At 39.5% G+C, this 16,997-nt stretch carries 10 protein-coding genes; 6 read left to right on the forward strand and 4 right to left on the reverse strand.

All coding sequences use genetic code 11. The features are described from left to right. Position 1 precedes the first annotated feature (1 nt). Positions 2-1,531, reverse strand: a complete 1,530-nt coding sequence (pntA, locus tag AAC855_RS04930) for a Re/Si-specific NAD(P)(+) transhydrogenase subunit alpha (RefSeq protein ID WP_340608511.1) — start codon at positions 1,529-1,531, stop codon at positions 2-4. A 411-nt stretch (positions 1,532-1,942) separates the two neighbouring features. Here pntA and ydgH point away from each other — a divergent pair, with 411 nt between their 5' ends. The 6 genes from ydgH to AAC855_RS04960 all read left to right on the forward strand — a co-directional run bounded on the left by ydgH (position 1,943) and on the right by AAC855_RS04960 (position 10,821). Then, positions 1,943-2,896, forward strand: coding sequence for a DUF1471 family protein YdgH (gene ydgH, locus AAC855_RS04935; protein ID WP_340608512.1), 954 nt, complete (start codon positions 1,943-1,945; stop codon positions 2,894-2,896). Between the two features lie 690 nt (positions 2,897-3,586). After that, positions 3,587-4,978 (forward strand): basic amino acid/polyamine antiporter, encoded by a 1,392-nt coding sequence (locus tag AAC855_RS04940; protein WP_340608513.1) that lies wholly within the window; start codon positions 3,587-3,589, stop codon positions 4,976-4,978. Between the two features lie 850 nt (positions 4,979-5,828). Beyond that, positions 5,829-6,353 carry a fimbrial protein gene (locus AAC855_RS04945; protein WP_340608514.1) on the forward strand — a complete coding sequence of 175 codons (525 nt, stop codon included), beginning with the start codon at positions 5,829-5,831 and terminating at the stop codon, positions 6,351-6,353. A 128-nt stretch (positions 6,354-6,481) separates the two neighbouring features. Beyond that, on the forward strand, positions 6,482-7,168 hold the full coding sequence (locus AAC855_RS04950; RefSeq protein ID WP_340608515.1) for a fimbrial biogenesis chaperone: 687 nt from the start codon (positions 6,482-6,484) through the stop codon (positions 7,166-7,168). Between the two features lie 34 nt (positions 7,169-7,202). Then, positions 7,203-9,749: a fimbria/pilus outer membrane usher protein gene (locus tag AAC855_RS04955; protein ID WP_340608516.1), complete on the forward strand. Its 2,547-nt coding sequence runs from the start codon at positions 7,203-7,205 to the stop codon at positions 9,747-9,749. Positions 9,750-9,798: 49 nt separating this feature from the next. Beyond that, the gene (locus tag AAC855_RS04960) at positions 9,799-10,821 is read left to right on the forward strand and encodes a fimbrial protein (protein WP_340608517.1); all 1,023 of its coding nucleotides are present in this window, start codon (positions 9,799-9,801) and stop codon (positions 10,819-10,821) included. A 41-nt stretch (positions 10,822-10,862) separates the two neighbouring features. Here the strand turns inward: AAC855_RS04960 and AAC855_RS04965 are convergent, their stop codons facing one another. The 3 genes from AAC855_RS04965 to hrpA all read right to left on the reverse strand — a co-directional run bounded on the left by AAC855_RS04965 (position 10,863) and on the right by hrpA (position 16,730). Next, positions 10,863-11,090 carry a hypothetical protein gene (locus AAC855_RS04965; RefSeq protein WP_340608518.1) on the reverse strand — a complete coding sequence of 76 codons (228 nt, stop codon included), beginning with the start codon at positions 11,088-11,090 and terminating at the stop codon, positions 10,863-10,865. Next, positions 11,083-12,366 (reverse strand): hypothetical protein, encoded by a 1,284-nt coding sequence (locus AAC855_RS04970; protein ID WP_340608519.1) that lies wholly within the window; start codon positions 12,364-12,366, stop codon positions 11,083-11,085. The genes AAC855_RS04965 and AAC855_RS04970 overlap by 8 nt, the downstream gene beginning before the upstream one ends. A gap of 458 nt (positions 12,367-12,824) precedes the next feature. After that, complete coding sequence (gene hrpA, locus AAC855_RS04975; protein ID WP_340608520.1) at positions 12,825-16,730, reverse strand: ATP-dependent RNA helicase HrpA; 3,906 nt, start codon at positions 16,728-16,730, stop codon at positions 12,825-12,827. Positions 16,731-16,997: the final 267 nt, after the last annotated feature.

Here is a 16,997-nt window from a genome sequence, read left to right on the forward strand (position 1 = left end):
CTTACCCTTTCCGAAACATTTTCAGCATACGTTGCGTAACAGTAAAACCACCAAAGATATTGATACTGGCAATCAGCACTGCGATGAAAGAAAAGAAACTGACCCAACCACCTTCACCTATTTGTAACACCGCTCCGACAACAATGATCCCAGAGATAGCATTGGTCACTGACATAAGTGGAGTATGTAATGAATGACTGACATTCCAGACAACGTAGTACCCAACCACGCAAGACAGAGCAAAGACGGTAAAGTGGGATAAAAACTCTTTTGGCGCAACATTGGCCAGCCAGCCAAAAAGAACGATCACCAGCGCCAGTAATCCATATTTCAGCCACGGTGATTTAGGCTTTTCAACCGGTTTATCTTCTTTTCTGACAGGTTCAGGTTTGGGAGGTTGCGCTGAGACCTGAATTGGCGGCGCTGGCCATGTGATCTCACCATCTTTAATAACGGTAACGCCACGGATAACAACATCGTCGAAGTCAATAACAATCTCACCGTTTTTCTCTTTGCACAGCAGTTTCATCAGATTAACGAGATTGGTGCTGTACAGCTGTGATGACTGAGTAGGTAAACGGCTGGGTAAATCAGTATAACCAATGATTTTGACACCATTATCTGTCACAACAAGTTTATCGGCTTGTGTCAGTTCACAGTTTCCGCCATTTTGTGCGGCCAAATCGACAATAACGCTGCCTGCTTTCATCGATTCAACCATTTCTTTGGTAATCAGTTTTGGTGCTGGTTTCCCCGGAATTAATGCGGTTGTAACGATAATATCCACTTCTTTTGCCTGAGCAGAAAAAAGTTCCATCTCCGCCTTGATAAAGGCTTCTGACATCACTTTTGCATAACCGTCTCCGCTACCGGCTTCTTCTTTAAAATTCAATTCAAGAAATTCAGCGCCCATGCTTTGTACTTGTTCCTTAACCTCAGGACGAGTATCGAAAGCACGAACCACAGCACCAAGACTACCGGCTGCTCCAATGGCGGCAAGACCTGCAACACCGGCACCAATGATCATAACTTTAGCGGGTGCCACTTTACCGGCAGCTGTAATTTGGCCAGTGAAAAAACGACCAAACTCATGAGCAGCTTCAACAATGGCACGATAACCAGCAATATTCGCCATTGAACTTAACGCATCCAGTGACTGAGCGCGGGAAATTCTCGGGACTGAGTCCATTGCCAGAACGGTAATACTGCGTTCTGATAACTTATCCATTAGTTGAGGGTTTTGTGCTGGCCAGATAAAACTGAGTAGCGTAGCACCTTCCTTCATTAAGGTAATTTCGCTCTCTTCCGGCGCGTTGATTTTAAAAATAATATCGGATTGCCAGACTTCATGATTTTCTGCAATCACAGCACCTGCTTTTTGGTAAGCATTGTCATCAAAACTGGCTAAATGCCCTGCTCCCGACTCAACGACTACATTAAATCCCAATTTCAGTAATTGCTCTACAGTTGACGGTGTGGCAGCAACTCGAGCTTCATTGGGGTATCGTTCTTTTGGTACACCAATATGCATAATGTTTCCTTCTCTAAGAATGAAATATTGCTGATTATTACCTGCTGAAGCTAATTTAACGATTCGATTGTTGTTATTACTACTATTAGTAAAACCTATCAATGAGATTTATCAACAAAGCATCAAATGATAACAAGTGAAACAATATCCTTTAGTAAATACAACATCGTAGATAATGGTTTTTGTAGAAAGCAAAACAACCCTTAATGTAAGCCATGATGATTTTTATATAAATCGCTATTTTTATTAAAATTATCAGCGGCATCTACCAAAAATAGGTAAGCAGTTATTTAGATAGAATAAATTTTTGCGACAATTAACATTGTTACATGCAATAATTGCAATCTATGTGATAAAGAACAATGTTCAGCACGTTATAAATATTTTAATGCGCAGGCGAAAGGATTTTTTATGAAGCTGAAAACCTCGATCATCGCAACAGCGATGTTCTCCTTAACGACAATTACCACGGCAAATGCAGCGAAAGAATTAACACCAGAGAAAGCTGCTGAGATTAAACCCTTTGAACGAATTACAGTAACCGGGCGTTTTAATGCGATCTATGAAGCAGCAGATGCTGTTTCCCGTCAGGCTGATAAAAAAGGCGCTGATAGTTTCTATATTCAAAGTCTGGATGATTTTAATGGAAGCGGTAATTTACGTGTGGTTGCTGATTTATATCATAAGGATGCAGAAAAAGTAGATAAGACGACTCAATATCGTATTTATCGGGGAATCAAAGAACTGCCTAAAACTGAAGCTATCATTCTGGAACCTTTCGATACAGTAACCGTGAGCGGTTATTTCCCGACTGACCCCGATCTGAAAGAAGCGCTCGCCAAAGCAGCCAAAAAGAAAAATGCTGCGTCCTTCTTTATTGCCCGTGATATTGCACCAAACAATGGGGGCAATCAAGTTGTCACCGCTTATGTCTATAAAGAAGATGCACCAAAACGTCAGGTTCAATCTAGTAAAGCGGTGATCCCGGCCGATTCTGAAGCAGGACGTCAGGCTTTAGAACAAGGTGGAGAAGCTGCTGAAAAAGTAGAAATCCCGGGAATTGCTTCATCAACATCAACGAGCAATATCGTGGGCCGTTTTTTTGAAACCCAGTCATCAAAAGGTGGGCGTTACACTGTAACCTTACCGAACGGAACAAAAATAGAAGAACTGAATAAAGCCTCTGCCGCTCAAATGGTACCTTTTGACTCTATTACTTTCTCCGGTTATTACACTACTGCACCTGAAGTGTCTTATCAGGTTGCTAAGCGTGCCGCAGAAAAAGGGGCAAAATATTACCATGTTACCCGTGAGTGGCAGTCTAATGGTGGAAACGTTACCATCAGCGCCGACCTGTTTAAATAACAACCTCACCGAAGAAGTATGCATTAACGATGTATACTTCTTTTATTCTCCCTCTTCTGTTATTACGTTATATACATTCCGTTTTTCCAGATGCCTCGTTGTTGGCTACCCTCACTCAGCCCAGTCACCGTTTTTATCAATATACGGTTATCTATGCTCCCGGGATGAGTTCCCTTGTCGCCGAGACGCATATTGAAATCCATTGTATATATATCTCTTTTTTGTAATACCTATAAAATTCATTATCTGACTTTTAGTTAAACAATTCCCCAAAATGTTTATCACTTGTTTATTAAACGTAAAATAAATTCTATCTTATTAATAATGTTTATTATATGAGCATTAATCTGGCTTTTGAAAACATATCCCTGTCACCTTAAAAATTGCCTCTGTTAACCGTATCACTTCTATATGACTGACAATCCGATGAATATTAAACGGCGGAAAACTATTTTTGTTTATTTCATTAGGAAATGAAGATTTTTATGCATAAATTTTGTGTTTTTTTGCATAATTTTCCATTGCATACAGCCCTTTCACTCCGTAAAATCCCCCTGTTTTTAGATTTAACCACTGAATATTTCTGCATTCCATCGCATGGATGCAATAAATGTCCAATATGTGTTCGATATTCAGAATAAGTGTTCTGGCTAATCGTGTTGATTTTATCTGACTTTTAGGAACGTATCTTTGGAAAAAAAATTAGGCCTTACTTCTCTAACCGCATTAGTTTTCAGTTCAATGGTTGGAGCGGGCGTATTCAGCTTGCCACAAAATATGGCAAACGCAGGAAGCCCCGCTGCCTTAATGATAGGTTGGGGGATCACAGGCATAGGCATTCTCTTTTTAGCCATTTCTTTACTTTTATTATCTCGTTTGCGTCCTGATTTGGATGGCGGAATTTTTACCTATGCCAGAGAAGGTTTTGGTGAGTTAGTCGGGTTCTGCTCTGCATGGGGATATTGGTTTTGCGCAATCATCGCTAATGTTTCTTACTTAGTCATTGTCTTTGCGGCATTAAGCTTTTTTACTGACACAGAACATTCTGTGATTTTGGGTGACGGAAATACCTGGCAAGCGTTGATCGGTGAATCTGTTTTACTTTGGTTCGTTCATTGGCTTGTACTCAGAGGTGTGCAAACAGCTGCTGGTGTCAATAAATTAGCGACAATGGCCAAACTATTACCTTTAGGGATATTCATCATTCTGGCCGTCATTGCCTTTAAAATGGATGTATTTACATTCGATTTTACTGGTATTGAGATGGGAGTTCCTGTCTGGGAACAAGTCAAAAATACCATGCTGATCACTCTCTGGGTTTTCATTGGAGTTGAAGGTGCGGTTGTTGTTTCAGGTAGAGCTAAAAGACGTAAAGATATTGGAATTGCAACCCTACTGGCTGTGATTTCAGCGTTAGGCGTTTATGTGCTGGTTACCCTACTCTCTCTGGGTCTGGTTACCAGACCAGAATTGGCTGCAATACGTAATCCTTCTATGGCAAATCTGATGGTAGGATTAATTGGTTCGGCTGGCCAATTCATTATTGTTGCCGGTTTAATTGTGTCTGTCTGTGGTGCTTACCTAAGCTGGACAATCATGGCGGCTGAAGTCCCTTTCATTGCTTCTTTACATAACTCATTTCCTAAAATATTTAGCAAGCAAAATGATAAAAAAGCACCAGCATCTTCATTGTGGATCACAAATGGCGCTGTTCAGGTTGCTCTGATTTTAATCTGGTTAAGCGGAAGCGATTACAACACCCTACTTTCTATCGCATCAGAAATGGTTCTTGTACCTTACTTTTTAGTCGGTGCATTTTTAGCAAAAGTTGCTTTTGAACGCAGTAACCGTGCCTTACTATTTATTGCTACAGGTGCCTGCATGTATGGTTTATGGCTGCTTTATGCCTCTGGCTTAATGCATTTACTGCTTTCAGTCATCCTATATGCACCAGGATTACTTGTTTTTCTATATGCACGCAAGCAAATGGATGATAGTAGTAGACTGAATAAATTAGAAAAATCTGCAATTGCTATTCTATTATTGACTACAATTCCTTCTACATGGTTACTGATGCACTAATACTTACAGTGTATTTTCTAAGTTAGACCCTTTGCTAAAGATAGGGAGAGAAGTTGTTCTCTCCCTCCTACAATCCTTAAAATATCTCTTTCTGTTTTCCCCTACTCCATTTTTTGTAAGAAAGTGTTATTAAGCTTTTTGTACTCGGTATTGATGAGTGTTGTTTTAGATTTCTTTTTAAGTATGTTGTAACTAATAACGTCTTTAATTGAGGATAAAATAATCTATACATAAATATTTATTTAGTTTCTTTGTTGTGCTCTTTTTTGAAGTATTCATCACACAAATCATGTCATACCAGTTATTATTAACAGCTAGTTAACTTGAGTTGGCTTTAAGTCTTGGTTTTTTGAAAAAAAATGGATTAAGTCTCTGACTAATGTCAAATATCAGGCATTAATGCTAATTTTGGGACTTGCGTCACAAATAAATAATATTTAGTTAAATATATAGGAAAAATATAAAACCACAAAAATAAGCACTTTTATCTTCATATTTATTTTCTGAGATTTCCCGAAATTAATAGTTAATCTTATAAGACAGAATAAAAATACATTCACGATTGAAAAATATTCTATTTTCTGAATTACAATTCTATTAATAGAAAGTTGGCAGAGTAATGTTTCGAATATTGTGCTTTGTCGAGTTATTATTTTGATCTTTGGTAATTGATCGCTACTATATGCTTTGCAATATCTGTCGGATAGAGAACTTTGGTATCTTCTTGTACCGTCTTTCAGATATCAACTTAGACTACTCATTTGCTGTATTATATTTGTACGGCTTTAATGTTAATTAAATCAGCTATATCCCTGTTGTATTCATACACCAGGGATGGGATATATTAAAAATGAAAACCAAGTTAATTATTTCATCCTTATTCATTTCTTCTGTATTTATGCCTATGGCACATGCCGAAGATGGACAAATCAAATTTAAAGGAAAAATAATCTCTTCTTCATGTGAAATTACTCAAAATACCAAAAATCAGACCGTAAATATGGGAGAAATTAGCACTACCTCATTTAACGGAATCGGTAGTACCGCAGCTGCAACACATTTCAGTATTAAACTTACTAAGTGTCCAGACGCTAATAAGCATGCTAGTGTTAAATTTGATGGACAGTCTGATAATATTAATAAAAATCTTTTAGCGCTAGAAAATACAGCCCCTGGAGCTGCTGATGGTATTGCTATTGGCATTTATGAACCGAATAGTAACACTCCAATTCCCATGGCGAGATCCTCTTCTCAAAAAGACATCAAAAATAATGGTGCTGAGCTGGAGTTTGTTGCTAGGTATGTTGCAACTAAAGCGACAGTGACTCCGGGTACTGGTAATGCAATAGCTAACTTCACCATCGATTATAACTAATAATATATAGAACAAGAGTATCTAATTAATAACTATTACCATTCACTATAACCAGTGAATGGTAATAGCAAACCAATTACATTAATTAATATATAACCATAATAAATAATATTATTGGAGTGCCTATTTTGAAATATTTTCGTATTTTGATTTTTATTATCATCTGCACATTCAGCATTAATACTTCTTTTGCCGGTGTCGTTATCGGTGGCACTCGTGTTGTTTATAACGGCGACAGAAAAGAGGCATCCATCTCTATCAATAATCCGGAAACAGATATTTCTTATCTTATTCAATCCTGGGTTCAGGGAGAGAATGATGAGACTAAGACACCGTTTATTGTTACTCCCCCACTTTTTAAATTAACCGCCGGAAATGAGACCGTATTACGGATTATAAAAACCGGAGATAATTTACCCACTGACAGAGAATCCTTATTCTGGCTAAATGTTAAATCTATTCCAGCAACCGTAAAATCTGAAGAAAATCAGTTACAAATCACTGTAAGATCACGCTTTAAAATATTTTACCGCCCTGCCCAACTGGCAGAAGATGCTTCTATCGCCTATAAGGCACTGAAATTCAAGGTTGAAGGCAACAAGCTGACAGCCGAGAACCCTACACCATACTATGTTTCTTTTGCTTATCTTGGCATTGGAAATGCTTCAAAAAACCATGAGATCCAGACAGCCGGTATGCTCCCTCCTTTTGGTCAGCATAGTTGGGATATTCCTATTAAAAATATCAAGTATGTTTCTTGGAAAACCATTAATGATTTTGGCGGAATAACACCAGAAGAAAAGCATATTTTTTGAGTATAATTTTCATACAATCTATCAGGACTAGAAAATGATTATGGATAACAGCCGCCATTGTCTTCAATACAATATTTCTGATAATTTGGTGTTATTTTTCAAACCAATGAAAGCACTCTTATGTATATTGGCAACAATATGGCTTTTGCTTTCCGATAAGGTTTACGGAGATGACTATTTCAATATCAATGCACTGGAAACACTTTCCGGCTTTCCTGAAGATATTGATCTGTCAATCTTTATGCAGGACGATCAACAACCTCCGGGTCGCTATTGGGTCGATACTTATCTAAACAGAGAAAAAATAGATACCGGTAATGTTGAGTTCGTTCTGGTCAATAATAAGTTATCTCCCAAAATTACGCTAAAACAGCTAAAAGAGATGGGAGTCAATGTCGGTTTGTTCCCAGCTTTAGCGGCGTTATCAGCAGAAACGGTAATCACCGATCTTAGTCAGTATATCGATTCTGCATCATCTTCTTTCGATTTTAACAAGCAGCGTCTGGATATCAGTATTCCTCAAGCTTCCCTGCATAACAAAGTCAGAGATTATGTGCCACCTCATTTATGGCAGCAGGGATTGACCTCCTTACAAGTTAATTATAGTTATAGTGGTTCAACTAATTGGCTGAATGGTCAATCAGGTTCAAGCAATAATAGTTTTCTTAATCTCAGAAGTGGTGCCAACTGGGATGCCTGGCGTTTGCGAAATTACGCCACTTACAGTAGCCAGAGCAATCAATGGAAAAGCCTGAATACTTATCTACAACGTGATATTCACTCTCTAAAAAGCCAATTGACTTTGGGTGATAGTTATACCCCCTCACCTATTTTTGACGGTTTTCAGTTTCGCGGTATGCAGCTGGTCTCAGATGATAATATGCTGCCTGATAGCCTGAGAGGTTTTGCTCCAACGATACGGGGGATTGCGCAAAGTAATGCTCAGGTGTCTATTAAGCAGAATGGTTACATTATCTACGAAACCTATGTTCCTCCCGGCCCTTTTATTATCAATGATCTGTACCCCACAACTGCCAGTGGCAATTTAGAAGTTATCGTCAAAGAAGCCGACGGAAAGGAACATCGTTCTGTACAACCTTTTTCGGCTGTACCGGTTATGTTGCGGGAAAAGAGTCTGCGCCATTCTCTGGCATTCGGAAAATACCGTTCATCTGCTCAACATAGTAAAACACCTTATTTTGTGCAGGGTACAGCCAGTTACGGGCTTTCCAATAATGTCACGCTATACGGTGGAACAATTTTCTCAAAAAATTACCAGTCTGTTGCTTTGGGAACCGGTTACAGCCTCTATGATTGGGGGTCATTTTCTTTTGATGTAACACATGCCAAATCAGAATTAACTTCAGATACCCGTGCTTCCGGGCAATCATATCGGTTTCAATATGCAAAAGATCTTACCCTGACTGGCACTAGTTTAACGATAGCCGGTTATCGTTATTCGACCCACGATTTCTATGATTTCAAAGAAGTTAATGAATTTAATATTACAAGTAAGAATCGCTACAACACCAACAAACGCAGTAAACTGCAAATGCATGTTAACCAATCTTTAGGTGATTTAGGCGGTGTTTATTTATCTGCATTTCAGCAGGATTACTGGTCACAGAAAGGCTATGAAAGGAATATCAGTGCCGGTTACAGTAATAGCTACAATTCTGTCAATTACACCCTGAATTACTCCTATAGTAGTTTGCCCGGAACGAATCATAAAGATCAGATTGTATCGCTCAGCGTACAAATCCCTCTTGATCGCTGGCTGAAAAATAGCTGGGCCAGCTATAACCTGACTAGTAATAAAAAAGGAGAAACATCTCATCAGGTCAGCTTAAGTGGAACAGCACTGGAAGATAACAATCTGGCTTACAGTATTCAGCAAAATTACGATAACCGTAACACAGGTATTGGTGGAAACCTTACTACAGAATATAAAGGTGCTTATGGTCAGGTTGGCGTGGGTTATAACTATAACAGACAATCCAAACAGTTAAATTACAGCCTCAATGGTGGAGTCGTCGCACATCCCTACGGTATCACTTTCTCTCAATCATTGGGGGATACATTAGTGTTAGTCCGAGCCAATGGCGCTAAAGGCATTAAAGTCCAGAATCAGACTGGGATTGCAACTGACCGGAGAGGTTATGCGATTGTTCCGTATGCCAGCAGTTATCGCAAAAATCGTATCTCTTTGGATACCTATTCAATGGGAGATAATGTTGATATCGATATCAGCACACAAACTATTGTCCCCACTCAAGGTGCTCTGACACTGGCCGATTTCCAGACCCGCATTGGTTATCGCGTTTTGCTGAATCTTTCTCACAAAGGAAAAGAAGTTCCATTTGGCGCTACAGCCACATTAGTCCAGCAAAATGAGTCAGATGAACCCAGCAGTACTATTGTCAGTAATGATGGACAGGCCTATATGAGTGGTATTCCTGAATCCGGTCAGATATGGGTGAAATGGGGTTATAAAGATACTCAGGAATGCCGGATTAATTATCAGCTCCCGGAAACAACACCAGAATCAGGTCTGTACATGCTGGATGCCACCTGTGAATAACAACTATTGATCATATGTCTGATATTTTTACCTATTATGGAAATGAATTATGGTTAAGGGCTTAAAATTATTATTGGCGAGTATATTTATCATCGGCATGATGAGTAGTTTTACCAGTCAGGCCGATTATGGAGGTTACTCATGCCACTTTATGCAAGGATTTACCGGCGATGAAACAAAAATTTCTTTTGGCGGTAATATCATAGTGTCAAAAGATCATCCAATCGGGACAACCATCAAAGAGGTGTTTTTAGACCAATTAAACAGAAAGGGCTATATCGCTCACTGTAATTTTCGAGTTCCTACGTCATGGGATCCACCCGACTTTCCGAAGGCACACTACAACTATGATGCTATTTATGAATCAGGTGTACCGGGTATTGGTATTAGAATAAATAATTGGGGACCGACTGGTTATGGTATTGACTGGTTTCCTAGGTGGTCTGACAATCCATTTACATGCTCCCCTCCTCAAAGAGCTAGTCAACCATATTATTACTGTGGTGAAACATGGGGATATTTAACAGTACAATTAATCAAAATTGCACCAACCACAGGTTCAGGAAAAATTGAAGGTAGGATTCTGACTCGAGCCAGAATGGGACATAGTAATATCATTCATACTTTTTATTTAGAACAAACGAATATTATTACTCCTATTCCGAGTTGTTCCCTAACACATAAAACAACTCTCGTTAATATGGGGGAAGTTAAAACTAGTGAATTTCGCGGTATGCATAGTGCTACTCGGACAAAAGACTTCAACTTAGAGCTGGACTGCGATGCAAATGCAAAAGCCACTATGAGACTGGATGGACGTCCAGCAAAAAATGGTTATTCTAATATCTGGGCATTGGATCAGGATAGTGACAATGTCACCGCAAAAGGCGTCGGTTTACAAATTATTTTTCTCAATCGATTCCTATCACAAGGTGAACACATTGTCCTTAATCCTAGTGATCAGGTAAGACATTTCTCTCTTCCGATGAAAGCCCGTTATATTCAGACTGAACCACAGATAACACCGGGTAAAGCCAATGCAACAGCGACGATTACACTGACTTATCAGTAAGTAATATTTCAGCTGTATTACTTTTCAGATGGTTGCATGAATTAGCATGCAACCATTTTTATACTCATAACAGGCCCAATATTGAGGGTAATAATACTATATACCTTTTCATAATAGTGAGAGTATCCGTCATGCTTATATTGTAATTCAATGAAGTTATTATCAAAGCCTACAATACGAATTTTTATTCTTAGTATTTTGCCATCTTTACTTAATACAATATCACCTCGATGCAAATATTCAACTTTACGCTTAGAACCGTCAGCCATATTGGATGACGATCGGATTATATTCTAATTTATTAACTGAAGGTTCAACATTAGGTGCAGAACTAAAAGTAAATTCAATCGGGATTTGATCATTAGAATCATTTTCATCCGCTGTCATTATTTTCCCCATAATAATTAATGCATATTCACTATTATTAGCCCAGCAGATATTACCAAAATCCGCGTATCCTTTATCTTTTGAAAAATCCCACTTAAGCGTTCTACCATTACCCTCGATCGTAACATGTTGCAAAAATTTATCCTGACTGATGTCACGTAGTTTACATGTTCCCCCGGTATTTATTCCTATTAAAGTAAAATCAATCATTGATTGATCAGGTATTCCATTATTAGTTACTATGGGTTTCTCGAATGTGACTGAACCAATTACTTCTAGTAGAATGTGAGTTTGATCGCTCGGTTTGTCTGGCGTCATTGGACCATAATCACATTCTTCATGAAAGCCCTGCTCTGGTTCAGGATCGGCCCGATTTAAACAAATAATAATCGTTGTTTTATGGTCTTGCCTTAAGGCTGGATCCTTAGGTTCAGGAGCAATATTCTCCATTCTCATTGGAATGTCTGCACTTTTACTTGATGTATGAAAAGGTCCATACGGTATTCCATTTAAATTAAACTGGAATACCGCATTAGCTTGTATAGGAGATTGATCAATATTATTTGGTTGGTCTGGAGTATGACTTTTTGCTTCCGTTGTATTAAATCTCACACTTTTATTTTCAAGACGATTGGAGCCTGAAGCGATCAGTTCATTAATCGAGCCATCCTCTGTCACAGTATAAACCATCAGCATATCTTGAAAAAATACAGGGATACTGTCATCTGGGTAATGAATTGAATGTGAAACCTCACCAGTAACATAAGTACGATCGGGCTTTGCATATTTAACAACAGGCTTACCTAAAAAATGTGAAGGTTTATTAGCATCTTCTGAAAGCTGTATATTCCTTCCACTCATATAGGTAGTTTTTTGTCTTGCTTTTATAACTTCAATATCACTAAAAAAATCAGGATGACTTTCTTTTGTGATTCCATTCAACTTCAAAATAGAAAGATAAGCTTTTTCATTTTCCGGAACTGTAAGATCAATAACATGGAGTTCTCCTTTACTATTTTCATGAGCCTCCTTAAAAAATTTTTTTACATTATCGTGTTCCTGTGGCGACAACTTATTAATGTCAACAGAAGCATGACAAAATGATACCGCCATCAATAAAAACAAAAAGGGCATTAAAAATCTCTTAATTACATTCATGGATTTTTCCTTATAAATTAAATTTAAAAACACAAAATACAAATGTCATAAAGAAATAATTTCAAGAAAAATCACGCAATAGTTATATAAATTACAATTTTAAATAAATTCACAATATCATGTTTAATTACTTGAATAAAAACAATGATTACCTGCAATTAAAAAATACAGATATTTTTTACCTTAACAATAAATAAAGTAATTTATAGTCAACAATTCATAATATTAGCAACACATGGGGTTTATGGAAAATGTCATAAACCGAGTGGAAAATTAACAAATTTCAGAATAAACCATTCCTTGCCAGTATCATAGATTGCAATAAAATGTGCAACAACTATATTTAAAAAATTGGTACTGGATAATAGAGTTAGCGTGTATTTTAAAAACAAGTATGGAATACAAAAATATAAGGGCTTATAGTGTATTAATCATTATACACTAAAGCCCCTAAATAATTACGCGGCAATATTCTCCATCGCCTGCAAAATACGCTTATCAGATATCGGATATGCCGTTCCCAGCTGTTGAGCAAACAGACTGATACGCAGTTCTTCAATCATCCAGCGGATTTCTTTTACTTCCGGTAACTGTTTTTGCTGAACAGAAAGCTTAGCCAACCATTGCTGCCATTGTTGCTGAATATATTCAATCCGGCTCATATGCGCTCTATCCCTGTTTATATCAATTGCCAGTTTTTCCAACCGGCGTTCAATTCCATTCAGGTAACGCAGTACGTCTGCCAGACGTTTCCAACCGTGGGCGGTGACGAATCCTTTAAAGACCAGACCAGAGATTTGCGCTTTGATATCAGATAGTGCTAATGCCAGAGAGATATCCACCCGCCCTTTCAGGCGTTTATTAATGGCAAATACCGTTGTCAGGATCTGCTCGACCTGTTTGGCAATCTCGACCACTGCATCATTCAAATCAGCCCGGACTTTATCCTGCAAATCTGAAAATGCCTGTTCATTCCATGCCGGACCGCCATTTTCTGCAATTAATTTGTCCACTCCGCAAGAAATACAGTCATCAATCAAATCCAGAACTTTTCCATATGGATTGAAATATAACCCCAACTTGGATTTATTCGGCAGTTTTTCATGCAGGTATTTGATCGGTGATGGAATATTCAGCAACAGTAACCGACGCGTTCCTTCCCACATGGCATTAAGCTGTTCAGATTCAGTTTCAAACAATTTGATACCGATACTGTCTTTTTCATCCACCAGCGCCGGGAATGCTTTAACCGAATAGCCCCCTCGTTTCTGCTCATAGCGTTCAGGTAATTCGCCAAAACTCCAGATATGCAGCCCGCTTTGTTCAATGCCATCATCTGCTACGGCTGAAAGTGTTTCCTGTACTTTATCTTTCAGTTTCAGCTTCAGTGCCGAAAGATCTTTCCCTTCCGCCAGCGTTTTGTTTTTCTCTCCAATAACACGGAAAGTCATTTTCAGATGATCCGGAACCTGTTCCAATTGCCAATCATCGCGTGACAACGTCACTCCAGTCATGCGACGGAATTCTTTTTCAAGACTTTCCAACAATGTTGCTTGTGGCTGAGTTACCCGCTCCAGAAATGCCTGTGCGTAATTAGGTGCTGGTACGAAATTACGGCGAATCGGCTTCGGTAACGATTTAATTAATGCTACGACGAGTTCTTGACGAATTCCCGGAATTTGCCAATCAAATCCCTCATCTCTGACCTGATTTAATACTGGCAGCGGAATATGCACCGTGACACCATCAGCGTCTGTCCCCGGTTCAAACTGATAAGTTAGACGGAATTTTAAATTATCCTGATACCAGTAATTCGGGTAATCCAGCGCACTGACTTTATTAGCATCCCCTTTAATCAACATGCTCTTTTCAAAATTGAGCAATTCCGGCTGATCTTTGCTTACGGTTTTCCACCAGCGGTCAAAATGGCGGGATGAAACTACGTCCTTACCAATCCGCTGATCATAGAAGCTAAACAAAGTCTCATCATCCACCAGAATATCCCGACGGCGGGATTTGTGTTCCAGCTCTTCGACTTCTTCACGTAATTTGAGATTAGCACGGAAGAATGAATGACGGGTTTGCCAGTCTCCTTCTACCAGCGCATGGCGGATAAATAATTCGCGGCACAACATCGGATCAATCTGACTGTAATTGACCGGACGTCCCATCACTATCGGCAATCCATATAATGTAACTTTCTCTGATGCCATGACTGCACCCTGAGATTTTTGCCAGTGTGGTTCGCTGTAATGACGCTTGATCAGATGCGATGCCAGAGGCTCTATCCATTCTGGTTCGATGCGGGCAGCAATGCGTCCCCAAAGGCGGCTGGTTTCCACCAACTCCGCCACCATTCCCCATTTAGGCGGTTTTTTAAATAATCCCGATCCCGGAAATATAGAAAAACGGGCGTTACGGGCACCGGTATATTCCTGTTTCTCGACATCTTTCTGACCGATATGGGATAAAAGCCCGGTCAGTAACGCAATATGAATACTGCGGTAATCCGCTTCCTGACTGTTAACCGGAATACCTATCTCTTTGACTACCTGCCGTAATTGCGTGTAAACATCCTGCCATTCTCTGACCCGCAGGTAATTCAGATAATCCTGACGACAAAGTTTGCGGAATTGAGAACTGGAGAGTTCTTTTTGCTGTTCTGTCAGAAAATCCCACAATTTCAGGAACGCGATAAAATCTGAGTCTTTATCAGCAAAACGGCGGTGTTTTTCATCCGAAGCCTGCTGTTTTTCCAGTGGCCTTTCCCGCGGATCCTGAATAGATAATGCCGCAGTAATCACCATAACTTCACGCACACAGCCATGAGTTCTGGCTTCCAGTACCATACGTGCTAAACGGGGATCAATCGGTAACTGCGCCAACTGCCGCCCCATTTGTGTCAGTCGATACGTGCCATCGGTTGAAGACTCGGTATCGATAGCACCCAGCTCTTCCAATAGCCGGACACCATCCTGAATGTTGCGTTTATCCGGCGCTTCGACAAACGGGAATGCACTGACATCCCCTAATCCAATCGAAGTCATCTGTAAAATAACAGATGCCAGATTGGTACGCAGAATTTCAGGATCGGTAAATTCCGGGCGGGATAAATAATCATCTTCAGAATAGAGTCGAATACAGATCCCGTCAGAAACACGGCCACAACGACCTTTTCGTTGATTAGCTGATGCCTGAGAAATTGGCTCTATCGGCAAACGCTGGACTTTGGTTCGATAGCTATATCGGCTGATACGCGCATAACCAGTATCGATAACATATTTAATCCCCGGTACAGTCAATGAAGTTTCAGCGACGTTCGTGGCTAGAATAATTCGACGCCCGACATGAGACTGGAAGATCCGGTTTTGTTCGTTATTGGAGAGACGAGCAAACAGAGGCAAAATTTCGGTATGCCTGAAATTCTGTTTACTAAGCGCATCAGCAGTATCACGAATTTCACGCTCTCCGCTCATAAATACCAGAATATCACCCGCACTTTCGCGGCCTAATTCTTCTACTGCATCAATGATAGCTTCTAGCTGATCCCTATCACTGTCATTATCATCCCCTGCTATTGGCCGATAACGTACTTCCACCGGATAAGTGCGGCCAGAAACTTCAATAATAGGCGCATTACTGAAATGACGAGAAAAGCGTTCAGGATCAATAGTTGCTGAGGTAATAATCACTTTCAGATCGGGACGTTTCGGCAATAACTGACGTAGATATCCCATAATAAAATCGATGTTCAGGCTGCGTTCATGGGCTTCATCGATAATCAGTGTATCGTATTGTAATAACAACCTATCCTGCTGCAATTCCGCCAGCAAAATACCGTCAGTCATTAATTTGACCAGTGTATTCTCACTCACCTGATCATTAAAACGAACCTTATAGCCGACCGCTGAACCCAGCGATGTTTCCAGTTCATCTGCAATACGGCTGGCCACTGAACGGGCCGCTAAACGGCGGGGTTGGGTATGCCCGATAAGCCCTTTAACACCCCTGCCAAGTTCCAGACATATTTTAGGGATCTGGGTTGTTTTACCAGAGCCTGTTTCACCCGCAATAATAACAACCTGGTTATCCCTGATCGCTTTATAGATATCATCTTTTTTCTGGCTAACGGGCAGGTTTTCAGGGTATTTGATCGTAGGACATGCCGTTTGACGATTAATAATTTTTTGTTTTGCTGCCGTAATATCCGCAGCAATAGATTGTGTTACAGCCTGCAAGGAAGCCTGATTTTTTATTTTTGCAGCTCCCTGCAAACGTTTTCTTAAACGGAACTGGTCGCGCAACGGCGTGTGCTCAAGTTCAGCGTATAATTCAGCAATCGTCGCTGTTAAAGGTAATTCCACGGTGATAAATCCTTGTGACGTTCTTAATTGAGTAGTGCTGTTTTTCTGAAAAGCACTTTATTGTCAAAATTTCTTTTACTATCAAGATATTCTAGTAAATTGAGTTATAGGATAGGGTTTTAGTACTGGGCTATCAGAAGTGTAACATATCTTGAGTATTTCAATGTACTGCATATAAACGCATTTATTTCCCTCATCTTTCAGGTTAAAAACTGATGGCTCAATCTGATGTTCAATAATTTTGAATACAAACCTCGAAATATTGCG

This window comes from Xenorhabdus bharatensis, from assembly GCF_037996705.1.
Lineage (GTDB): Bacteria > Pseudomonadota > Gammaproteobacteria > Enterobacterales > Enterobacteriaceae > Xenorhabdus > Xenorhabdus bharatensis.

Coding starts and splice junctions, on each gene's coding strand:
- pntA (WP_340608511.1), bottom strand. CDS start 1,531: ATGCATATTGGTGTACCAAAAGAACGATACCCCAATGAAGCTCGAGTT.
- ydgH (WP_340608512.1), top strand. CDS start 1,943: ATGAAGCTGAAAACCTCGATCATCGCAACAGCGATGTTCTCCTTAACG.
- AAC855_RS04945 (WP_340608514.1), top strand. CDS start 5,829: ATGAAAACCAAGTTAATTATTTCATCCTTATTCATTTCTTCTGTATTT.
- AAC855_RS04955 (WP_340608516.1), top strand. CDS start 7,203: ATGATTATGGATAACAGCCGCCATTGTCTTCAATACAATATTTCTGAT.
- AAC855_RS04960 (WP_340608517.1), top strand. CDS start 9,799: ATGGTTAAGGGCTTAAAATTATTATTGGCGAGTATATTTATCATCGGC.
- AAC855_RS04965 (WP_340608518.1), bottom strand. CDS start 11,090: ATGGCTGACGGTTCTAAGCGTAAAGTTGAATATTTGCATCGAGGTGAT.
- AAC855_RS04970 (WP_340608519.1), bottom strand. CDS start 12,366: ATGAATGTAATTAAGAGATTTTTAATGCCCTTTTTGTTTTTATTGATG.